19 protein-coding genes, 2 tRNA genes and 1 other RNA gene are annotated in these 21,757 nt (G+C 61.3%); 6 read left to right on the top strand and 16 right to left on the bottom strand.

Features of this window, described 5'->3' with window-relative positions:
* Positions 1–243: 243 nt before the first annotated feature.
* The 13 genes from fabF to HMPREF2845_RS07570 form a co-directional block, all read right to left on the bottom strand.
* The gene (gene fabF, locus HMPREF2845_RS07510; RefSeq protein WP_070506485.1) at positions 244–1,515 is read right to left on the bottom strand and encodes a beta-ketoacyl-ACP synthase II; all 1,272 of its coding nucleotides are present in this window, start codon (positions 1,513–1,515) and stop codon (positions 244–246) included.
* 219 nt (positions 1,516–1,734) lie between these two features.
* Positions 1,735–1,977, bottom strand: coding sequence for an acyl carrier protein (locus tag HMPREF2845_RS07515; RefSeq protein WP_005506250.1), 243 nt, complete (start codon positions 1,975–1,977; stop codon positions 1,735–1,737).
* 203 nt (positions 1,978–2,180) lie between these two features.
* On the bottom strand, positions 2,181–3,206 hold the full coding sequence (locus HMPREF2845_RS07520) for a beta-ketoacyl-ACP synthase III (protein WP_005506251.1): 1,026 nt from the start codon (positions 3,204–3,206) through the stop codon (positions 2,181–2,183).
* Between the two features lie 115 nt (positions 3,207–3,321).
* A complete protein-coding gene (locus HMPREF2845_RS07525; RefSeq protein WP_070634362.1) occupies positions 3,322–4,221 on the bottom strand; it encodes an ACP S-malonyltransferase in 900 nt (299 codons plus the stop codon).
* A gap of 251 nt (positions 4,222–4,472) precedes the next feature.
* The gene (locus tag HMPREF2845_RS07530) at positions 4,473–5,573 is read right to left on the bottom strand and encodes a tyrosine recombinase XerC (RefSeq protein WP_070634363.1); all 1,101 of its coding nucleotides are present in this window, start codon (positions 5,571–5,573) and stop codon (positions 4,473–4,475) included.
* A gap of 242 nt (positions 5,574–5,815) precedes the next feature.
* Positions 5,816–7,462 carry a DNA-processing protein DprA gene (gene dprA / locus HMPREF2845_RS07535; protein ID WP_246824643.1) on the bottom strand — a complete coding sequence of 549 codons (1,647 nt, stop codon included), beginning with the start codon at positions 7,460–7,462 and terminating at the stop codon, positions 5,816–5,818.
* 195 nt (positions 7,463–7,657) lie between these two features.
* Positions 7,658–9,196: a YifB family Mg chelatase-like AAA ATPase gene (locus HMPREF2845_RS07540; RefSeq protein WP_070634365.1), complete on the bottom strand. Its 1,539-nt coding sequence runs from the start codon at positions 9,194–9,196 to the stop codon at positions 7,658–7,660.
* Complete coding sequence (locus HMPREF2845_RS07545; protein WP_005506258.1) at positions 9,196–9,681, bottom strand: YraN family protein; 486 nt, start codon at positions 9,679–9,681, stop codon at positions 9,196–9,198. The genes HMPREF2845_RS07540 and HMPREF2845_RS07545 overlap by 1 nt, the downstream gene beginning before the upstream one ends.
* Positions 9,682–9,960: 279 nt before the next feature.
* Positions 9,961–10,287, bottom strand: coding sequence for a DUF2469 domain-containing protein (locus tag HMPREF2845_RS07550; protein WP_005506259.1), 327 nt, complete (start codon positions 10,285–10,287; stop codon positions 9,961–9,963).
* Between the two features lie 98 nt (positions 10,288–10,385).
* Complete coding sequence (locus HMPREF2845_RS07555; protein WP_070634475.1) at positions 10,386–11,213, bottom strand: ribonuclease HII; 828 nt, start codon at positions 11,211–11,213, stop codon at positions 10,386–10,388.
* A 15-nt stretch (positions 11,214–11,228) separates the two neighbouring features.
* Positions 11,229–12,407: a signal peptidase I gene (gene lepB, locus HMPREF2845_RS07560; RefSeq protein ID WP_070634366.1), complete on the bottom strand. Its 1,179-nt coding sequence runs from the start codon at positions 12,405–12,407 to the stop codon at positions 11,229–11,231.
* 209 nt (positions 12,408–12,616) lie between these two features.
* Entirely contained in the window at positions 12,617–12,964 is a 348-nt protein-coding gene (gene rplS, locus HMPREF2845_RS07565; RefSeq protein WP_005507488.1) for a 50S ribosomal protein L19, read from the bottom strand.
* 217 nt (positions 12,965–13,181) lie between these two features.
* Complete coding sequence (locus HMPREF2845_RS07570) at positions 13,182–13,751, bottom strand: single-stranded DNA-binding protein (RefSeq protein WP_070634367.1); 570 nt, start codon at positions 13,749–13,751, stop codon at positions 13,182–13,184.
* Between the two features lie 346 nt (positions 13,752–14,097).
* Here HMPREF2845_RS07570 and HMPREF2845_RS07575 point away from each other — a divergent pair, with 346 nt between their 5' ends.
* Positions 14,098–14,997 carry an HNH endonuclease family protein gene (locus tag HMPREF2845_RS07575; RefSeq protein ID WP_070634368.1) on the top strand — a complete coding sequence of 300 codons (900 nt, stop codon included), beginning with the start codon at positions 14,098–14,100 and terminating at the stop codon, positions 14,995–14,997.
* A 95-nt stretch (positions 14,998–15,092) separates the two neighbouring features.
* Here the strand turns inward: HMPREF2845_RS07575 and HMPREF2845_RS07580 are convergent.
* Together HMPREF2845_RS07580 and mptB are read right to left on the bottom strand one after the other, a co-directional pair.
* Positions 15,093–15,168: transfer RNA gene (locus tag HMPREF2845_RS07580), tRNA-Arg, on the bottom strand.
* 107 nt (positions 15,169–15,275) lie between these two features.
* Positions 15,276–16,949: a polyprenol phosphomannose-dependent alpha 1,6 mannosyltransferase MptB gene (gene mptB, locus HMPREF2845_RS07585; RefSeq protein ID WP_070634369.1), complete on the bottom strand. Its 1,674-nt coding sequence runs from the start codon at positions 16,947–16,949 to the stop codon at positions 15,276–15,278.
* 240 nt (positions 16,950–17,189) lie between these two features.
* On the opposite strand from mptB, the gene orn reads away from it, so the two are divergent.
* From orn to def, 3 genes are all read left to right on the top strand, one after another.
* The gene (orn, locus tag HMPREF2845_RS07590; RefSeq protein WP_005506271.1) at positions 17,190–17,840 is read left to right on the top strand and encodes an oligoribonuclease; all 651 of its coding nucleotides are present in this window, start codon (positions 17,190–17,192) and stop codon (positions 17,838–17,840) included.
* A gap of 106 nt (positions 17,841–17,946) precedes the next feature.
* A tRNA-His gene (locus HMPREF2845_RS07595) sits at positions 17,947–18,019 on the top strand.
* 132 nt (positions 18,020–18,151) lie between these two features.
* Positions 18,152–18,724, top strand: a complete 573-nt coding sequence (gene def, locus HMPREF2845_RS07600; RefSeq protein ID WP_005506273.1) for a peptide deformylase — start codon at positions 18,152–18,154, stop codon at positions 18,722–18,724.
* Positions 18,725–18,857: 133 nt separating this feature from the next.
* Here def and rnpB read toward each other — a convergent pair.
* Positions 18,858–19,263: RNase P RNA component class A (rnpB, locus tag HMPREF2845_RS07605), an RNA gene on the bottom strand.
* A gap of 160 nt (positions 19,264–19,423) precedes the next feature.
* On the opposite strand from rnpB, the gene HMPREF2845_RS07610 reads away from it, so the two are divergent.
* Both HMPREF2845_RS07610 and HMPREF2845_RS07615 read left to right on the top strand, forming a co-directional pair.
* Positions 19,424–20,215, top strand: coding sequence for a YaaA family protein (locus tag HMPREF2845_RS07610; protein WP_070634370.1), 792 nt, complete (start codon positions 19,424–19,426; stop codon positions 20,213–20,215).
* A 376-nt stretch (positions 20,216–20,591) separates the two neighbouring features.
* Positions 20,592–21,662 (top strand): S-layer homology domain-containing protein, encoded by a 1,071-nt coding sequence (locus HMPREF2845_RS07615; RefSeq protein ID WP_070634371.1) that lies wholly within the window; start codon positions 20,592–20,594, stop codon positions 21,660–21,662.
* The last annotated feature ends 95 nt before the right edge of the window (positions 21,663–21,757 follow it).

Consider the following 21,757-nt stretch of genomic DNA (forward strand, 5'->3'; position numbering starts at 1 on the left):
CCAGCGCCGCAGAGGGGGCACTCCCCCGCGAGCGTGAACCGGTATGCCGCTCTCTCAAACGCAAAGGTCGCCCGCGATAGTTACCTATCACGGGCGACCCTATTTGTTACCAAGCCTATAGGGGCGCAGTCGGGAATGCATAGCGGGGGCTCCGTCCTCGAAGCGCCCCCAGGCGCTGAAGAGGGGGCACTCCCCCGCTAGCATTGTCCGACGTGCCCTTCCTATGAGGCTGTCGAAGAGTTTTTAGTCCTCTACGGAACGGAATGCTACAACCGCGTTGTGACCGCCGAAACCGAAGGAGTTCGACAGTGCCACGATCTCGCCGGCGGGCAGCTCGCGTGCCTCGGTCACCACATCCAGGTCAATCTGGGGGTCCTTGTTGTCCAGGTTGATGGTGCAGGGTGCGGTGCGGTGGTGCAGTGCCAGTACGGTGAGTACGGCTTCGAGTGCGCCCGCGCCGCCGAGCAGGTGGCCGGTCATGGACTTGGTTGCGGAGACGGCAATGTTCTTGGTGTGCTCGCCGAAGGTTTCGTGCATTGCGGTTGCTTCGGGCAGGTCACCGGCGGGGGTGCTGGTGGCGTGCGCGTTGATGTGCACGACGGTCTTCGGGTCGATGTTGCCGTCTTCGAGGGCTTCGCGCAGTGCACGGGTTGCGCCGAGTGCTGCGGGGTCCGGTGCGGTGATGTGGTAGGAGTCGGCGGATACGCCGGTGCCTGCCAGTTCCGCGTAGACGCGTGCGCCGCGTGCCTTGGCGTGCTCTTCGGATTCGAGGATGAGGGCTGCTGCGCCTTCACCCATGACGAAGCCGTCGCGGTCGACGTCGTAGGGGCGGGATGCCTTTTCGGGTTCGTCGTTGCGGGAGGAGAGTGCCTGCATCTTGGCGAATGCTGCCATGGGAAGCGGGTGGATTGCTGCTTCGGCACCGCCGACGATGACGACGTCTGCCTTACCGCTGCGGATCATTTCAGCACCGAGCTGCATGGCTTCGGTGGAGGATGCGCATGCGGAGACGACGGTCTGTGCTGCGGCGCGTGCCTTGAGGTTCATGGAGACGGCTGCTGCGTTGCCGTTGGGCATGAGCATGGGAACGGTCATGGGGAGGACGCGGCGGGGGCCCTTTTCGCGGAGGGTGTCCCATGCGTCGAGAAGGGTCCACACGCCGCCGATACCGGTGCCGAAGGCTACGCCGGTGCGTTCGGGGTCGACTTCTTCTGCGGAGTCGGCGTCGGGGCCGGAGAACCCTGCGTCTTCCCATGCTTCGCGTGCGGCGATGAGGGCGAGCTGGCCCGAGGGATCCAGGCGCTTTGCTTCTACCTTGGTGAGGCGGCCGGATTCGAGGGCGGGCACGGCGAGCTGGCCTGCAATGTATACGGGCAGGTCGTATTCCTTGACCCAGGGGTGGTCGAGGGTGGATACACCAGATACGCCCTTGGTTGCGTTTTCCCAGGTGGTGGGGACGTCGCCGCCAATGGGGGTGGTCGCGCCGAGGCCGGTCACCAGCACTTTTCGAGACATTGTGGCACTTTCTCTTCGGTGGTCGATTTGGTGGTTTATCCGGTGGTGTGTGGATAAAAACCTGTTGGGCCCGGGGTTTACAGTGGGCGTTTTCACGCCGTGGAGAGTGCAGTCATCGCACTCTGCGTGTTCCCGGGGGTGTGTTGGATTGAAAGCTGAGTGAATAGCGACGCGGCGCGGGCCGGTGAGAGCCCGCGCCGCCTCGGTATTGGTTATAGCTTAGGCAGCGTTCGCGATGAACTCGACTGCGTCGCCAACGGTCTTGAGGTTCTGGACCTCTTCGTCCGGGATGGTCACCTCGAACTTCTCCTCAGCGTTCACGACGATGGTCATCATCGAGATGGAGTCGATGTCCAGGTCCTCGGTGAAGGACTTGTCCAGCTGAACGTCCTCAACCTCAACGCCGGTCTCTTCGTTAACGATCTCTGCCAGACCTGCGAGGATCTCTTCCTTGTTAGCCATTCAGGGGCTCCTTTGTTTTTTCGATGGTCATCGCACCCGCCGGGTGGGGGTACGCGTGCATTACCGAGTTTATCGTGTCTGCGTGGTGTACGCATGCGTCAACTCGGAGTTTGTGGGGATGCTTTTCCGCTTTATTTTCTTTCTCGTGCACCGGCGCTGTGCCGGTCGTGAGGGGCGGGGAGCATCGGGCTCCGGTGGTTTCCTTAGGGAAGGACGACTACCTGAGCTGCGAATGCCAGGCCAGCGCCGAAGCCAATCTGCAGGGCGAACTTGCCGGAGAGTTCCGGGTTCTCCTTGAGCAGGCGGTGCGCGGCGAGGGGGACCGATGCGGCGGAGGTGTTACCGGCATCGACGATGTCGCGTGCCACTGCCACCGTGTCGGGAAGTTTGAGGGTCTTGACCATCTGGTCAATGATGCGGGCGTTTGCCTGGTGCGGAATGAGCGCGCCGAGCTCGTCGGGGGTAATGCCGGCGGTTTCGAGTGCCTGCTTGGCGACCTTCGCCATTTCCCATACTGCCCAGCGGAAGACGGAGGGGCCGTCCTGACGCAGGGTGGGCCAGATCTTTTCGCCTTCTTCGACGGGGTTTGCGGCGAAGTCGCGGTTGCGGATGTCCAGCAGGGAGTGGGTCATGCCGACGGTGCCCCAGCGGGAGCCGTCCGAACCCCATACGGTCGGGGCGATGCCGGGTTCGTCGGAGACGCCTACGACTGCTGCGCCTGCGCCGTCGCCGAGCAGGAAGGAGATGGTGCGTTCGGTGTTGTCGATGAAGTCGGAGAGCTTCTCAACGCCGATGACCAGCACGTGTTTTGCGGTGCCCGCACGGACGAGGGCGTCTGCCTGGGCGATGCCGTAGCAGAAACCTGCGCACGCTGCGGAGATGTCGTATGCGGGGCACTTGGAGCCGATTGCGTCGGCGACCAGGGTTGCCAGGGAGGGGGTTGCGTAGGGGTGCGAGATGGTCGAGATGATGACCGCCTCAATGTCCTCACCGGTTACACCGGATGCTTCGAGGGCGTCCTTGGCGGCACCGATGGCAAGGTCGGCTACCGACTGGTTTTCGCTCGCGCGGTGGCGGGTTGCGATACCGGTACGCTGCTTGATCCACTCGTCGGAGGAGTCGATTGCCTCAACGATGTCGTCGTTGGGGACGATGACCTCACCGCGGGCTGCGCCGTAACCGAGGATGCGGGAGTAGCGGTTGATTTCGTACTGCTTGAGGGTAGTCACGTATTCAATCCTTAGTGCTAATGCTTGCAAGACACTGTGTGCCTCGCATATCTAAAGTGCATGTCTAGTGTGAAGGGTTCCGGTACTGGGAGGGCGGGGTGCGCTCCCCCGGCGTTTAGCCCTTCAGCGAGGTGAGGTCCTCGGGAGTGTTGATGGAGGTGCCGGGCACGCCGCGCATCGCGCGCTTTGCCAGGCCGACCAGGGTGCCTGCGGGGGCGACCTCGATAATGCCGGCGACCTCACGCTCAAGCAGGGTTGCCATGCACAGGTCCCAGCGGACGGGGCTGGTGACCTGGGAGACGAGGGTCTTGACGAACTCTTCACCGGATTCCACGGCGGAACCGTCGCGGTTGGTCAGCAGTGCGGAGGTCGGGTCGGAGACCTGCAGGGATGCGGCGAACTCTTCCAGGGCGGGCACGGCGGGTGCCATTGCCTCGGTGTGGAATGCGCCAGCAACCTTCAGAGGGATGACGCGAGCGCGTGCGGGCGGGTTCGCGGCGAATGCCTCGATGGCGGGGATGGGGCCTGCGGCTACGATCTGGCCGCCGCCGTTGGAGTTTGCTGCGACGAGGCCTGCTGCGTCGATGGCTTCGCGGACGTTTTCTTCAACGCCGCCGAGTACTGCAGCCATGCCGGTCGGGGAGGCGGCTGCCGCCTCCGCCATGCCGTTGGCGCGCACGCGTACGAAACGCATTGCGTCTTCGTCGCTGAGTACGCCCGCGAGGGCTGCTGCGGTGATTTCACCGACGGAGTGACCCGCGAAGATGAGCTCTTCACCGTCGAGTTCGCGCAGTGCGAGGCGACCGGTGACGATGCCTGCAGCCACGATGAGGGGCTGGGCGATTGCGGTGTCTTTGATGGTTTCTTCTTCGGCTTCGGTGCCGTAGTGAATCAGGTCGATGCCTGCCGCTTCGGAGAGTCGTTCCAGGTGCTCACGCACACCTTCAATCTCGAGCCAGGGGCTCAGGAAGCCCTTCTTCTGGGAGCCCTGTCCGGGGCAAACGAGTGCGCGCATGCGGTGCGACCTTTCTGGTTTTTAGTACTCGTACGCGGTGCCGTTATAGAGACGGAGACCACGGTTAGTCTGTTACCTATGCTACCTTGTTCAGCCGCTTTGTATAAACACCGCAGTGCAGGAATTTGGGGTGCACTGGGATATTTAGGCGGACATTGAACAGTGTATAGCTTAGATTGAACTCGTCCATTCGTACAACCCGAACGGGCAAGGTTCAAATAGAGAGACAGCTAACTTTCGGGTTGCCGTCCCTATGCTCGCGGATGCGCCCGCGCGTACGTCTCCGCCAGACGCTTCATCGACACGTGCGTGTAAATCTGCGTGGTCGCCAACGACGAATGCCCAAGAAGCTCCTGTACCGAACGAATATCGGCGCCACCATCCACCAGGTGAGTCGCCGCCGAATGACGCAAAACGTGCGCACCCGACGCCTGAGTATTCTCCACCGTGCGCAGCAGGCGGGTCAGGTCCTCACGAATCTGACGGGCATTCGCACGCCCGCCCCGAGGGCCAATAAACAGCGCCGTCACGCCCTGGGACCCCTCCGGAATCCATTGCGGACGACCATAGGACACCCAACGATTCAACGCCTTAAGCGCCGGGGTACCCAACGGCACCACGCGTTCCTTATTGCCCTTACCCAGCACGCGCACCGTCTTATTCGCCCGGTCCACGCTATGCAAATCCAGGCCGGTCAGCTCAGAAATACGCATGCCCGAGGCGTACAGCACCTCAACCACTGCTTCCAGGCGCAGCAGGCGCGCATCCCGAGGATCCTGCGCCCGACGCTGCTGCAGGGTAGTCAGCAGCTGGTTTATCTGCTCACGGCTCAGCACCGGCGGCAGGTGATTCTCCCGCTTGGGGGTGCGCATACCGCGGGTCGGGTTGGCGTGCACCAGTTCCTCTTCCTGAGCCCAGGTGAAGAACGTGCGCAGGGTCGAACCGCGGCGCGCCACCGTAGAACGAGCCGCCTGCCGCAGATGCAACGAACCCAACCACTCACGAATCAGGGACGCATCAATGCTGTCCAGATGCCGCACGCCGCGGCGCGCCATGTAGCCGAAGAAGCCCTCCAAATCGGAGATATACGAGCGGATCGTCTCTTCGGAACGGTGCTTCTCATAGCGCAAAAAACGCTCAAAACGGTCCAGGACGGGGCGGAACACCTCACCGGAAACACCCAGTGCAGAATCAGGTAGAGCAGAGCTCTCTACTTGCTCCGGCGCAAGCGTGCGGGTGTAGGTCACCGGCAGGGTCGTGGAGGGAGCCTCATCCCGGTACTCCTCACGGTTCTCACTCCGGTTTTCTGCCTGGTTTTCAGCCCGGTTTTCGGGCTGGCGGGCGGCGGTCATGCGTCCCTCCTTTCGTGTGTTCTCGATGCGCCTATCGATGATGCGGCGGCGGGGGTAGGCGGCGAGGGGTAGGCTCCGGGCCAGTGCGCGCAAGCCTACCCCAATTGTAGAGAGGTTCCACGCTCTCCACGTGCCGCCCGTCATGACCGACCGCAGTAACCCGCTACTGCCGGGATGTTCACTACGGGCGTTCAGCCGGGGTGCTCAGCGGGGGTCAGCACGGGCGTTCAGCGGGGGCTCTTCTACGCAGCGACAGCCGGGCGGACCTTTCTCCAGCTTGTTCCGCTACTCTCCGCCAGACCACAACGACCCAGGTGGAACAGGTCAGCCATCACGTCGCGAGCGCTCAACCCGAGAGCTGCGGCAATCTCGTCCACGCCGCGGTAGGAGCGCGGGCTCAAATCGTCCCAGACCCTGCCCTGTCGTTCGGTCAGCTCATCCAGCGCGCTGGAGGAGGCAGCCTGATCCCATTCGCTCTCGTGCTCGGTGCCCAGCTCGAACCCCGCGGCGGCATCGTACTCGAGGATGTCCGCGGCCTCGGTGAGTGTTTGCGCTAGTCCATCGCGTAAAAGGCGGTTCGTGCCCACCGAGTTCGGCGAATTAATCTGCCCCGGAACTGCCCAGAGGGTACGCCCAATCTCCATCGCGTGACGAGCCGTATTCAGGGCACCGGAACGCCAGCGCGCCTCCACCACAATGGTGTGCCGCGCTAACGCCGCAATCAGGCGGTTACGCTCCAGAAAACGCCAACGTGTGGGGGTGTTGCCCACGCTCACCTCGCTCATGATGAGCCCGCGGTCAACAATCATGTTCAGCGCATCCGAGTTCTGCGCCGGGTACAGCCGATCCAGCCCACCCGCCATGAAGGCGATGGTTGGCAGGTCGCTACCCTGCTGAGTCAACGCCGCCCGATGCGCCGCAATATCAATGCCCATCGCACCTCCAGAAATCACCGTGTACCCGCGGCGCGCCAGCTCGGCGGCGAGGTGGGTCGTCGCCTCCGTACCGTAGATGCTCGGGTCGCGCGAACCGACCAGCGCCACGCTCGGGGCAGACGCCACATCCAGCAGGTGCCGCGAATCGCCTCGACACCACAGTCCGTACGGTCGAGTGGGCCCCAAATCGTTCAGCTGCGGCGGCCACAGCGGATCGGCGGGAGTGACCAGCCACGCCCCGCAGGTTGCCGCCATGTGCGCCTCCGCGTTCAGGGTGCGTTCCATGCGGCGGTTCCAGCGCAGGCGGCGGGTCGCGAGCGCCTTGCCAAACTTATCGCGGCTCATCTGATGCTCACCCGGCGTGTAGTAGCCATTCGCGCTACAGAACAGGGCAGACTCCCCTTCCGCGGGTGTGCCCACCGAGTGCAGAAAATCGCTGAGCTGCGTATCCGGTTCGCCGTGCTCCCACGTGTGCTCATCCGGGATATGCCCGGTCAGCAGGTAGTGCAGAGTCAGTGGGGCGCCCAGAGTGGTGAGGGATTCGACCACGAACTCATCGGCGGGTTCGGCGTAGCGCATCAGCTGGGCGGTGCAGCAGCGGATGTACTCGCGGCACGCCGCCTCAAGCTCCTCCGCACTGAGGGAGGGGTTGAACAGGGGCGCGGGCTCAGAGCTGGTGGAGGCTGTGCCCGCCGCGGGTTCGGGGCGCTCGCCCTGCTCCTCCCCCGGCTGTTCCTGCTGGTTCATCTCTTCCAGATACACCGGGTTCAGGCAGGAAGCGAGGAACCCCGGCAGGCGCGCCGCGTTATACGGGCTCGGCGAAGGCTCCTGCCCCAGCGACAGAATATGCGCCACCCTCTCACGCACCAGGGCGTGCGCATCCAGGGTACGGCCTGGCAGGCGGATCTGCAGTTCCTCCTGCACAAAATCCTCCGCCGCGCGCTCCTCAGGCACGCTCACTTCTGGCAGGCTCTCTTCAGGAACATGCTCTTCCGGCGCTGTTTCTCTCAGCCCATTTTCTGTCAATTCAGCCTCTTCAGCTCGTTTTCTTAGCTTCTTCTCACTCATGACGTTCTTCTCCTCTCGTGAGTGACTCAATCTCGTTGCCACCTCGGCGTTCAAAGCTTCGGCGCACTATTCCAGTTGCCTCTATTTCAACTGCCCCTGCTGCCTCAAAAAGAGCGCCACATCCAGGTGCTCCCGGCTCGGGTAGGCGGCACCCTCCAAATCCGCAAGAGTCCAGGCGATACGCAGCACCCGGTCGTAGCCGCGAGCCGTCAGCGTGCCCCGATCCACGGCGGCGTTCAGCTCGCCGGTGAGCTTCGCATCCAGACGTAGCGGGCCGCGCAGAATCTTGCCGTTCATCTCCGCATTCGTCTTCAACCCGTACGGCTCCAGGCGCACCCGCTGAGCCTGCCGCGCCGCCATGACGCGCTCGCGAATCTGCGCGGAGCTCTCGTTCACCTGACCGCCCGCAAGCTCCGTGGACGACACCTTCGGAACCGTCACATTCACATCAATACGGTCCACCAGCGGGCCGGACAGCCGCCCAAAATAGGCGCGACGCTCCCGCGGGGCACACGTGCACTCCGTACCGGTGCCCACATTCATGCCGCAGGGGCACGGGTTCGCCGCCAGAATCAGCTGAAAACGCGCCGGATAGGTCGCCGACGCACTTGAACGATCCAGGGTCACGGTCCCCGACTCCAGGGGCTGGCGCAGCGAATCCAGCACAGTGCGTTTGAACTCGGGTGCCTCGTCCAGAAAGAGCACGCCGCGGTGCGCTTTAGACACACAGCCGGGGCGGGGAATGCCGCTGCCGCCACCCAGAATCGCCGGCGCGGAGGCGCTATGATGCGGCGCCTCAAACGGCGGCTGACGCACCAGCTCGCTCAGGTGCTCCCCCGCCGAGCAGAGGGAACGAATCGCGGTCACCTCCATCGCGGCGTCATTGTCGAGGGTCGGCAGGATGCTCGGCAGGCGCTCCGCCAGCATGGTTTTGCCCGAACCGGGCGGGCCGGTCAACAGCATGTGGTGGCCGCCCGCGGCGGCAATTTCCAGGGCGAAACGCCCCTGCGACTGACCGGCAACATCGCTCATATCCGAAGGGATTTCAGCCGGTTTCGCCGCCGGCGCGCTCGCCTCCGTCTGCGGGGCGGGCGGGTATGTCAGCTTCTGACTCTCGGCACCGAGAGCGGCAAAAACCTCCGCCAGGCAGCGGAAACCGCTCACCTGCGCACCGGGAATCAGTGCCGCCTCCTCAGCATTTTCGGCGGGCACAATCACGCGGTGGTGTCCGGCGTCCACAGCGGCTTTGACCGCGGGCAGGATGCCTGGCACGGGGCGTAGCGTTCCGTCTAGGCCCAGCTCGCCCAGGAAGACACTATCGCCGCTGGGGTGCAATTTCTTCTCAGCCTGCAGCGCCGCCACCACGATGGCAAGGTCGAACGCCGAGCCGCGTTTGGGCAGGGTCGCCGGGGTCAGGTTCACGGTGAGCCGATGCTGAGTGAGGGTGATGCCGGTGTTCTTCGCCGCGGAGCGCACACGCTCTTTCGACTCGTTGAGTGCGGTGTCCGGCAGGCCCAGTAGCACGAAGCCGGGCAGGCCCTGCGAAATATCCGCCTCAACGTCAACAATGTGCCCGCGCAAGCCAACCAGCGCCACGGAATAGGTGCGTGCGAATCCCATTACGCCACCGCCTTCAGATGCTCGAAGGTGAAGGTTTCGCAGGTTCCGGTCACCGCAATTGCGTCAATGCGAAAGCGCGGAAAATCAAGGTTCTCGCGCAGCCTGCACCAGAGAATCGCCAGCGAGCGCGTGCGGCGCGCCTTATCGCGGTCAATGGACGCAAACGGGTGTCCGAAGTCTTCGCTGCTGCGGGTCTTGACCTCAACGAAAACCAGTTCGTCCTCGGGGTCAATGGCGATTAGGTCGAGCTCGCCGCGGATCTGTTCGTGTTCCAGCCCTGCGGGCGGTCGCCAATTCCTCTCCAGGATGCGGTAGCCGTTCGCTTCCAGGATGCGGGCGGTCAGCTCCTCGCCCCACCTGCCGACGCTGTGGGCGCGAGGCGGGGTTCGCTGGAGCTGGGTTCGCGGAGGCTGGGTGCTCTGGAGCAGAGGTCTGTTGGGTGCGCTTCGGGTTGCGGCGCGGGCTGTTATTCGGGCTGTTGTCATTGGTCTCTCCCCCGGTAGATAGCGGTAGTGCTTCTACTGTGCCCGCCGCGCACATGCCCGAATGCGGTTAACGAAAAACTGTGGATAACCTCGGCTCCCAGAAGGAATTAGAGGTTATCCACAGTCGGTTATTTGAAATTTTGGGGCATATTTTTCAAAAACGCCGCTCGGGTGCCGATTCGACGCGTCATATTCGCGCGGGTTCATCACCCAGCACTGCCACCCGGCAGCTCGGCAGCCGCGCGCTTACCCCCGGCAAGGCGGTAAATCGGGCGTGAGCTAGGCGTTAAAGTCCGGCATTTCCGGCACGGTGAACTCCTGGTTGGGCAGACGCTCCTCCACGTTCACGTCACGCACCGAGTAGGCGTGTACCTTCTTCACAAAGCGGTTGGAGCGGAATACATCCCACACCCACACGTCGCTCATGCTCACCTCAAAGTAGAGGGTGCCGTCCTGCACGTGCGGGGTGACGTCCACCTGGTTCGCCAGGTAGAAGCGTCGGTCGGTTTCTACCGCGTAGCTAAAGAGCGACATGACGTCTTTGTATTCGCGGTAGAGCGCCATTTGGGCGTCGGTCTCGTAGTTTTCGAGGTCTTCTGCGCTCACTACTCTTCCTTTCCTGGGCTTTTGTAGTACTGATTCAGCGGTGGCACGTTAGGCTTTAGCAGGCTTCCGAGGCGCGGTTTTCAGGAACACCGCGCACTCTAGCCGCGCTGTGCCGCAGCAGCCTCAATCTGCTCGGCGGTCGCCGGAAGCGACCATGACAGTCGATGCTGCGGGCTGGGGCCCTGCACGCTAATCGCCTCGCGGTGAGCGGCGGATCCGTAGCCCTTGTTCTTCGCCCAGCCGTACCCCGGGTAGCGGGCATCTAGCTGGACCATCAGTTCGTCACGTTCCACCTTCGCAACCACCGATGCGGCGGCGATGGAGGCGCACTTGTAGTCACCCTTAATGACCATGGTCACCGGCATCTGCGCGGGCTCATCTGCACCACCCTCACCTGCGCCTTCCCACGCCTGGGCGAGCAGTGCGTTGTAGTGTGCCTGCGCCGGGTCCGGTACCAGCGCGCTGAACAGGTCCTCCTGCGGAGGGGTGAACCAGTCGTGCTTACCGTCCAGCAGGGCGGCGTCGGCACGGTATCCGCGGCGCGCCAGTTCGGCGAGCGCACGCTGGGCGGCAAGCCTCAGCGAGAGGGTCATGCCGAGCCGGTCAATATCTGCCGGTTCCACGTGCCCGACCGCCACGGCGCACCACTGGCGGATTTCGGGAACCATGGATTCGCGGCGTGCCGGTGAGAGCGCCTTGGAATCGATCAGCCCGCCCACCTCGAGGGTGGCGTCCGGGGTGAGGATTGCGACGCCCACAGTGACCGGGCCCGCCATGGAGCCGCGGCCTACCTCATCGATTCCGGCAACTGTGCGGGCACCGGAGGCGAAGAGCTGCTGCTCGTACTCAAGGTCGGCGGCGGGCGGGGTTGTCTTCGCGGGCTTAGCTTGAGTGGGTTTCGTTGCGCTCTTCTGGGCACTCACCATCATTCCCACGCTCGCTTATTCGCTCGGGGTGGAGGTCGGCTCAGGAATCGAGGAGAACACCGAGCTCTGATCCTGCAGCAGACCGAAGTGGTTCAGCGGCCACGCCACCACGAACACGTTACCCTGCACGTCGTCCTTGGAGATGAACGCGGTGCCGTCGCTAATGTGGTAGCGGGAGTCGGCGGAGTTGCTGCGGTGGTCGCCCATCACGAAGTACTTGCCGGCGGGCACGGTCACCTTGAAGGGCATCTCCGAGGGCGGGTTGCCGGGGTACAGGTACGGTTCGGTGATTTCTACGCCGTTGACCTTGATCTTGCCGTTGCCGTCGCTTTCGACCACGTCACCGGGGGTACCGATAACGCGCTTGACCAGGAAGTTCGAGGAGGTATCCGGCAGAATACCCGCGAAGGACAGGGCGTCCTTGAGCGGGCTGCTGGTCTTCTGGGTGGAGGGAATCCAGCCCTGAGAATCCTTGAAGACGATGACGTCGCCGCGCTTGGGCTCGCTAAAGTAGGAGCCCGCCACGTTAATGAACACGCGGTCGTTGACCTGCAGGGTCTGCTCCATGGAGCCGGAGGGAATGTAGAAGCCGCGCAGCAGGAAGGTCTTGACCAGGAATGCGATGACCAGCGCGTAGAGGATGACGGTGCCGCCCTCACGTGCCTGTACCCAGAGCCATTCGCCGAGGCGGCCTTCTTCCTGCGCCTGGGAGTAGGTCAGCTCCGCCTGTTCGGCGCGCTTTGCCTTGCGGCGTTCCTTGGGGGTCATTTCGGAGAAGTCCTTGGTGGTTTCCACGTCTACGGCGCTCTCCTCATCGGTGGTTTCTTCGCGCTCGGTATTCTTCGCTGCAGCGCTCTTTTCTGCGGCGCTCTTCTTCACATCCTTCGCGGCGGCGCTGCTTGCGGTTACACCTGCGGAGGCGGCGCTCGCCTCGGCGCTAGCTACCACCTCGCGGACGCTCTTGGTATCGTTTTCGGTCGCCTCAGCAGCGCCCGTGGATGCCGCCCAGGGGGCCGCCTTCTCAGCGCCTGCATTCTCTGCGGCACTCTGCTCAGCAGCAGCCTTCTCATCTGCCGCCTTTTCTGCGGCGAGGCGCGCGAAGTATTCTTCCATTTCGCGGCGCTCGCGGCGGCTTTGAGGCTGGTATCCCTCAGGGAAGGGGCTGGTGTTCGCAGTGTTCTTGTCGTCTGCCATGCTGGAGTGAGCCTTTCGTTTGAGAGATACCTAGCTCGAGTGAAACGGTACCTAGCTATTGTATCGAGAGTGTTTGCGCTCTTGGGCTTTTATTTTCTGAGAGCGGCAAGGTTCTCAGAAAGCGGGGTCTCAGAATATGCAAAAACCGCTCCTCTCCCGCGGAATGCGGTTGGGGAGCGGTTTGCAACAGAATTCTGTATCTATAAAGATTAGAACTCGCGCTTCTCGCGGATACGAGCAGCCTTACCGTGGCGGTCGCGCATGTAGTACAGCTTTGCACGACGGACGTCACCGCGGGTCACAACCTCGATCTTCTCGATGGAGGGAGAGTGAACGGGGAAGGTACGCTCAACACCAACGCCGAAGGAAACCTTGCGGACGGTGAAGGTCTCGCGAACGCCTGCACCCTGGCGGCCAACGACGAAGCCCTTGAAGACCTGGATACGGTGGTTCTTACCTTCAACGATCTTAACGTGAACGTTCAGGGTGTCACCGGGGCCGAATGCGGGGACGTCGTCACGGAGGGACTTCTTGTCGAGGAAGTCAAGAGTCTGCATAGTTGTAGATCTCCAGAGTCATCTGCCGCAGGTCAAATAGACTCAGATTGCTCTGCCCCACTGCGGGACAGAAAACTTGATGCTTCGGACAGGATTGGTGCCCGAAGGTTGACATCGTTGGTCGCTCTTCCCCCTGCGGCAGGGGCGTGCCCGATGTCAACACAATGCTCCATTATCCCAATGCGCCCGCGTTTATGCAAGCATCCGGGGAGCACTTTTAGAAGGGGGGTTCGTCACTCTGGGATACGCCACCCTGTGCTCCCCCGTTCTGTGCAGGAGAACCCTGAGCGGTCATGCCCGGCACCTCCGGGTTCTGCTGGGGTGCGTACTGAGGTGCTTCCTGCGGCGGCGCGTACTGCAACGGCGCACCCGAGTGCGGCATACCCTGCTGAGGTACACCCTGCAGGGAACCCTCGTTGACCGTGCGCTTCTCCACGGTGCGGGCGAAGGTGCTCGTACCGTAGTTCAGGTCGTGACCGATGCCGAGGGCATCCACCTCTACGGTAGTGCCCTGCGTGCCGTCTTCGCGGTTCCAGCGGCTAATGCGCTGGCGGCCACTCACGACCAGCGGCTGCCCCTTCTCAATGGAGGTGGCAATGTTCTGCGCGAGGCGGCGGTAGGCTTTCACGGTGTACCAGTTGGTGGTGCCTTCCTTCCAGGTGCCGGTGGCGTCCTGCCAGCGCGGGGTGCTGGCAAGGCGAAAGTTCACGACGGGCACCCCGTTGGGCAGGGTGCTCAGTGCCGGGTCGGAGGCGGTGAATCCGCGGATCAGGATGGTGTCGCTCATGGTTTCTCCTTAGAAACTAGTGGGTGGGTTCCTTCACCTTGCCAGCACTGAGCCGACCCTGCATCCGGCGGTTACCGCTTCTGTGGATAACTTCGCGTTTTGCGGTTTTGGGCACCGCCTGTGGATAGAGTTTTTGAACTTTTCGCCCTGTTTTTTCAAAAATAGCCCGCGGGCAACGCACTCCCTACAGAAATATGACGACTACGCCCCATTCGACATCGTGATAGGTATCTCAGCGTCGGGGCGGCTATTTTTGCCCTCAAGTTAACTATTTCTATCCCACGCGCTCTATCCTTGATGATGCGGTGCACTCAGCCGCATCCCGTCTACCCGCCTTGGAGAACCCGTGAGCAAAAAGCCCGCGAACAACAACCTGCCCTCCCTGCAGGAACTTCAGCAGCTACAGCGCAACCTGCCCAAGCTGCCCGATTCGATGGACCCGCAGAAGAAGCGCCTCATTTACGGTCTGCTCGCTGTGTTTGCCGTGATTGTGCTGATTATTGGTCTGGTCTATGTGAGTAAGAACGGCGTGGACGGGCTACTCGGCACCGATAAGAGCACCTCTTCTACCACCGATGACGAAGAGACCAACGTTCAGACCGAAACCCTCGCCGAGGTCGAGAACCCGTACAAGGCGGTTGATCCCGCGACCGCGCTCGCACCGGATTTGGCAACCGCGAAGAGCGAGCTGGCGTCCCTGCAGGTGAAGGAACGCGCATCGAAGGCCGGCTACTCTCGTGATCAGTTCGGACCCGCCTGGGATGACGTTGACGGCAACAAGTGCAACACTCGTGACGACATTCTACGCCGTGACCTGACCAATGTTCGTTTCAAGGTCAGGACCCACGCATGCACCGTCATCAGCGGCACTCTGAACGACCCGTACACCGGCAAAACCATCGAGTTCAAGCGCGGCAAGAAGACCTCCTCGGCGGTGCAGATTGACCACGTGGTGGCTCTTTCGAACGCATGGCAGACCGGCGCGCAGGATCTGACTGCAGAGCAGCGCCGCCAGCTGGCGAACGACCCGGAGAACCTGCTCGCTGCAGACGGCCCGGCGAACCAGCAGAAGTCCGATGCGGACGCCGCCGACTGGCTGCCGAGCAACACCGCCTACCGCTGCACCTACGTGGCACGCCAGGTACACGTGAAGGCGAAGTACATGCTGTGGGTCACCGCGGATGAGAAGAAGGTTATGGAGCGCGTCCTCAACTCTTGCAAGGACACGAACCCCACTAAGAAGTAGCCCCGACCAAGAAGTAGCTTCCCGGCACGCACGCAAAAAGCATAAAGAAAACCGCCCCGCACCCTAAGTTTAGGGTGCGGGGCGGTTTTTACATGTGGCGCCCCAGGAGGGAATCGAACCCCCGACCAAGAGATTAGAAGGCTCCTGCTCTATCCTCTGAGCTACTGAGGCCTTCCTCTAGGGTACATGAGAATTTATGCTTCTCATGCACAGCACATCTCACGCGGGGGGCTGTTCCACTGAGCTACCCAGCCAGGCTGGCGAACTATGAGTTCGCGCTAGGAGCCTACCTTGGCGGCTTCCCGTTCTGCCTTCTTCACCTCGCGGCGGCGTGCACGGCGGCTTGATGCGCCGGGGAACAGCTGCCACCACAGGCGGATAGTGGTGCGGCGAATCTGCGTGGGGTGCAGGCTCACGTACACCAGGCGGCGGGTTGCCGGGTCGAGGGCGACCAGGTAGATGATGTATCCCAAGCAGATGACGGTCGCGATGAGTCGGCCCATGTCCTGGTTGAAATCGCGCAGGTAGGGCGAGACGTTCAGCTGGTCGCTCACACCATACGCCATGAAGAACAGCGTGGTGATGAAGTACCACATGAGCTGGAAGTGCGAGCGCAGGCCGGTTGCGGCAAGCATCGGGATTGCCCAGAGCAGGTACCAGGGCTGAATCATGGGGCTGCACAGGAGCATGAACAGGATTGCGAGGCCGGCGTGGCGCACGATGTTGCGGTCGCGTCCAACGAATGCCATGGCTACTGCGCCGAGCATGCCGATGCCCTTGCCGACGGTCTCGATGAGCTTGCGGATGACCTCGAAGGCGTCTCCCTGAATGAACAGGGATGCGGCGCCGATGACCAGGCCGAAGGGGGTGTACCAGATGTACTGGCCGCCGGTGGTGGACAGTGCCTTAATCCAACCGAATTCCAGTCCGGTCACCCAGCCCATGAGCGCCATTTCGGCGAGCAGCAGCACGCCGGAGAATGCCCAGAAGATAAACTTGCGCGGCCAGGAGGCGTTCTTACCAGCCCAGAGCAGACCCACGAAGGGCAGTACCACGAGGGCGAGCGGCTTGACGGCAACGCCGAGGGCTACGAAGGTCACGCCGAGCGGGCCGCCCCACCAGGTGTCGCGGTAGCGCTTGGCGTAGTAGAGGCCTCCGAGCATGAACATGGTCATGAGCGAGTCGTTGTGGCCGCTGGCAATGAACGATGCGATGAACAGCGGGTTCGGGCCAATCTGCCAGAGAGCGCGGACCTGGTTGAAGCCGTGCGCCTGGGCGAGTTTTGCCACGTAGAAGAGGATGCCGATGACCGCGAGCACGGAGAGTAGGCGGAAGTAGAAGAGGGAGAGGTCGATATTCTCCCCCGCCAGGCGCACAATCCACTCTTCAAATTTGAGGGAGACCGGTCCGTACGGGGGCGGGGATTCCGCCCACATGGGGTCCGCACCGTTCTGCATGAAGTTCGAGATTTCGGAAACGCCATGCTTGTACGGGTTGAGGCCGTGCGCCATGACCATGCCCTGACCGTAGTAGGAGAACATGTCGCGGCTGTAGATGGTGAACGCGAAAATCTGCGGCAGGGACCAACTGGCGGTGACGGCAATCATCCATCGCATGGCGTTGGGTTCGTTCCAGTCGCCCATTTTCTGGTAGATTCGCAGCCATTCACGGCACATGATCATAGCGCCGAGGGCGAGCATGATAATGCCGGTGATGACCCATGCGGCTTCGAATCGGATGGCTCGAATAATGTCGTAGCGCCAGAAGCTGGAGCTGTCGGCGAGCCAGCCGACGGCGTAGGAGCCGAGGGTGACCATGATGGAGCCGATGGTGCCGATAATCACCGTGCGCAGACGGTGGTTATTGACGTAGTCCAAGAGTTTGGGTGAGAGAGGTGCGTCGTGTGCGCCGGGGGTGGTGAGCCGGTGTGCTAGCTCCTTTGGTGCGCGCATAACTCCCTTTCTGTCTGCATCGTCGTTCTGGTTTTTATCATACCGGAGCCCTTGGATGCACTTGCGAGAATCACTGTTGCGAAGACGCTTGTGGACACGCCTCAAGGGCACGCAGAGTGGCGCAGTTCTCCCCCGCTGCCGCCGTTTGCGCATCCGCTCGTACCTTTCTTGCGCCCTCTTGTACCCCTTTTGTGACGTGCTGCCCGCCGGGCCGGCAGCGTTTGGGGGTAGAGTGGGAGAGTGAGTATTTCTAGTGAACGTATTGTATGGATTGACTGCGAGATGACCGGCCTGGACGTGGAGAACGACGCTCTCGTCGAGGTGGGCGTTCTGGTCACGGATGCCGATTTGAACATTCTGGGTTCTGGCGTTGAGTTCGTCATTAAGCCCGGTGATGAGTCTCCTGCCGGTGCGCTGGAGAACATGAATGACTTTGTGCGTTCGATGCATGAGGCGTCGGGTCTACTGCCCGATATTGAGCACGGTGTGTCGATGGATTACGCGCAGGAGCAGGTGCTTCGCTACATCAAGAAGTATGTTCCGGTGGCGGGCAAGGCGCAGCTGGGCGGCAACTCGGTGGGCATGGATAAGCGCTTCTTGGAGCGCTACATGCCCGAGGTCATGGCGCACCTTCACTACCGTGTGATTGATGTGTCGACCATTAAGGAGCTAGCGTCGCGCTGGTACCCGGCGGCTCGTCATAGTGCCCCGGCGAAGACCGGTAACCACCGCGCACTGGGTGATATCAAGGACTCGATTGATGAGTTGAAGTATTACCGTCGCGCCATTTTTGTGCCGCAGGGCCCGGATGCGATTGCTTCGGCGCAGATTGCGCGTGAGGTGGAGGCTGAGCGTGCTGCACGCGAGGCGGCTGAGGCATCCAAGGCGTAAGCGCAGAATGTAACGAGCATCATAGCTTTTCAACTTGGCAGGTTTCTGAATCTCCTGTACAGTAGTATCCGTTGCATATCGCAAGGGAAACCAAGCGAAGCACATGGTGGTCGTAGCTCAGTTGGCAGAGCGCCTGGTTGTGGTCCAGGAGGTCGCGGGTTCAACCCCCGTCGATCACCCCGATGGAAAGGGTCGTTATGGTTATCCGTAACGGCCCTTTCGCTTACCCTCAATCCGGTTCACCCACACACGGTGTACCCGGCAAGTTCCCACTCAACAGTTCCCGTTCAACACAAGCAAAGGATAATTCCGTGGCTATTCGCCCCATCGTTATTCACGGCAACCCCGTTCTGCACCGCCCCGCGGCACCCGTCACCGAGTTTAATGATGAGCTCAAGGAGCTCGTGGCTGACATGTACGAAACCATGGACGCATCCAACGGTGTGGGCCTGGCGGCACCGCAGATTGGTGTGGGCCTGCGCATCTTCACCTACAAGATGGAGAATGAGGACGGCGTTCCCCCGCGCGGCTGCATCATCAACCCGGTACTGACCCTGGGCAAGATTTCTACCGCTGACCCGGACCCCTACGAGGAGGAAGAGGGCTGCCTGTCCTTCCCCGGTTACGGCTTCCCCCTCAAGCGCGCCGAATGGGTGACCGTGAACGGTCTTGACGAGCACGGCAACCCCGTCCAGTTTGAGGCGACCGGCTGGTTCGCACGCTGCATGCAGCACGAAACCGACCACCTGGACGGCAAGCTGTACGTGAACCGCCTGAACAAGAAGTGGACCAGCAAGATGAAGAAGGTCGTGAAGAAGGAAGGCTGGACCGTCGACGGTAACTCGTGGACGCCCGGCGTGGACCCGGATCCGTTCGGCCACTAATCACGAGCTCTTCTAAAGGTCAGAGACCTTTTCAAGAAGTTTAAAACGAAGACCGCGAATGCACTCTAAAAACGCATTCGCGGTCTTCGTTTTCCATCAGCCGATGATGTTTTCCATCAGCTAACGGTAGCGTGAAACGGGTCATCCTATGAGCCGGGTTCTGTCTAAAACGCCACCCGAAGGGGCATTTTGAGGCAATCATCTATCTAGAACGTACGTTGCCGCACGTCTCAAGCAGCCTACCCGAATACGCACCCCACCTCCGTAAAGGAAGCTGACGGGGATCGGGCGCACTACCCTACCATGGCGTATTCTGTTTGACCTTGCTCCGAATGGGGTTTACCTAGCCGGGCACGTCACCGCGCCCGCTGGTGGTCTCTTACACCACCCTTTCACCCTTACCGCGGCGAACCGCGGCGGTTTACTTTCTGTGGCACTGGCCTGCGGGTTACCCCGAGTGGATGTTATCCACCATCCTGTGCTGTGGAGCCCGGACTTTCCTCGAAGCACGTGTGCCTCGCGATTGCCCAGACGGCCCGTTTCACCCAACCCATTATACGCACACCCTTGGATGTGGCTATTTCCCGGGTTCGCTTCGCGGGTACACATGGGTACACTAGCGACCTCGCGGGCACGCTGACGTCTCGCAACTACACTGCGCCTCGTAGCTACACTGCGTCTCGCGGGTACACTGGAGAGATGCTGATTCTTCTTCCCCCGTCCGAAGGTAAAACTCCCGCCCCCGCTGGCAACGCGCCCGTATGCTTCGCTGACCTCTCGTTCCCTGAGCTGACCGCCGAGCGTGAGAGCGTCCTGGAGGAGCTGGCGGCAGTTAGCTCGGGCCCCGATGCTCTCACGGAGCTCAAGGTGGGTGCATCCCTCGCAGCAGAGGTGGAACGCAATACCCGCTTGCTGACCGAACCGGCACAGCCCGCGATCCGCACCTACACGGGTGTGCTCTTTGAGGCGCTGGATTATGCGAGCTTCTCCCCCGCCGAACGCGATGCCGCGCACTGGTCGCTACTGATTTCTTCGGCACTGTGGGGTATTCTGCGCCCCGAAGACGCAATCCCCGCCTACCGCCTCTCGATGGGCGTGAAGCTGGGATCGGTGGGTGCGCTCGCCTCCTTCTGGAAGGGTGCGTTGGGTACCGCACTGGAAGCGACTGCGAGGGACCAGCTGATTCTAGATTGCCGTTCTGCCGCCTACGCAAAGTCGTGGGTGACTCCCCCGTCGCAGACTCTGGCGGTTCGTGTGGAGCGTGTGGCTGCTGATGGTTCGCGTAAGGTCGTCTCGCACATGGCGAAGCATTACCGCGGCCTGTTTGCACGCTACCTGATTCAGTCGGGTTTGGCGGCTCGTCCAATTGATGGCTCTACGGCTGGTATTGCCGAATTTTTGGAAGCGGTCAGCGAGGACTGGTCGGTGGAGTGTACCCTGCCGACGGCGCGTAAGGCGGGTGTTTTGACGCTGCTGGTGCATGAGCAGTAGGTTGCCCAACTATTTGTTTCCGCTTATTTTTTGCATCATATTGAAAATTTTTTAACTATTTTTCTAGTGGCTTAAATCTGTATTACCCCTTGTAAAACCACATTTCCCCACATTTTAGGGGTAGCTTTTGATGAGCAGAGAAGGCGGTTAGTGTCCAACTATCCGCCTTCTTTTTGCGAGTAAAAATGTTTATAGTATTAAACGGCTCGCCATTGATGGTGGGTATTTCACTCACAAACACTCATATTCTCAACTCAGCACACATGGAAACACGTCACGCCACGTACGTATAGCAAACGACTAGAGGCTTACCCAATGGTTATTGGTTTGCTAGCGTAGAAGTAACCACTCAGAAACACATCGATGGGACAACGATATGTCTACTTTTTCCTCTCGTCGCGCCCTCATTAAGGGTGCGGCAGCGCTAACAGTCGCCGGCGCGTTGGGCGCACACCATGCCGGTGAGCAGGGCGCTCAGGCTGCCACCTTGGACGTTAAGACCACTCCGCTGACGTTCAAGATTACTGAGGCGTCGTTTGATATTAGCGGCTTCAACCTCAGCTACGAGATTACCGGCCTGCAGGCCGTGATTGATAGCGGCCTGTACACCCCGTACATTGAGGTTGGCTACTACACCAAGGAGAAGGGCTTCACCCAGTTCTATTTCTTCTCTCTTGAGCCGAAGAAGCGCATCGAGAATGATGTCTACATTAGGCATCACGTCATTGATCCTGAGATCACCGGTGGCCCGAATGCAGACTTTGGTGTTCGCCTGTCTCTTCGTCCGCGCCGTGAGCAGTACACCATTCTGCGCACTCTTGAAGTTCGCCCCAAGATTGACACGGAGTTCGCGTGGGCACCTTTCATTGTGGACATTGATATGGATGGCGAGTACGCCCCCGATATCTACAGGTCATGTAAGGCAAAGGTTCTGCTACTCGATAAGGAACGTTGCTTCTACCCTAAGCGTGCGGTGACCCGCGGCGACCTGATGGATGCAATCTACCGAGGCGCCCGCTCGCCGAAGGTGAAGCTTCCTGCGCGTTCTCCTTTCCCGGATTTGTCCCCGAAGGATGAGCGTTACCCGGCGTATATTTGGGCGTATCAGAACGGTCTGACTTCCGGCTGGTCTGACGGTAAGATGCACCCGGAGGCGGTGGCTAGCCGCGCTACGATGGCTGCGTTCTTCTACCGTTACTTTATGCTTACCCCCGGTCGTCGTTCTTATTGGTTCCGTCCCACTACCCCGCAGGATATGAAGCCGGGTGCCCCGTTCTACACCGAGTCGGTGTGGCTGCACTCGTCGGTGAATATCGATACGAGATATCACTATAAGAGCAAGGATTTCCGTCCGACCAAGACTGCTACCCGCGAGGAGCTGGCTCGTGTCCTGTCAATGCTCGACATGCTTGACACCATCCCCAACAGCCCCTATATCGATGACTAAGATTCGGCAGGTGCCTTGAACCGGGTGGTTGAGCCCGCGTGTTTTAGCTTGGGTTGACCTCTGCGAACAGCAGCTGAAGATAGTGGCCTATAGCC

Source organism: Rothia sp. HMSC065B04 (assembly GCF_001812285.1).
GTDB lineage: Bacteria > Actinomycetota > Actinomycetes > Actinomycetales > Micrococcaceae > Rothia > Rothia mucilaginosa.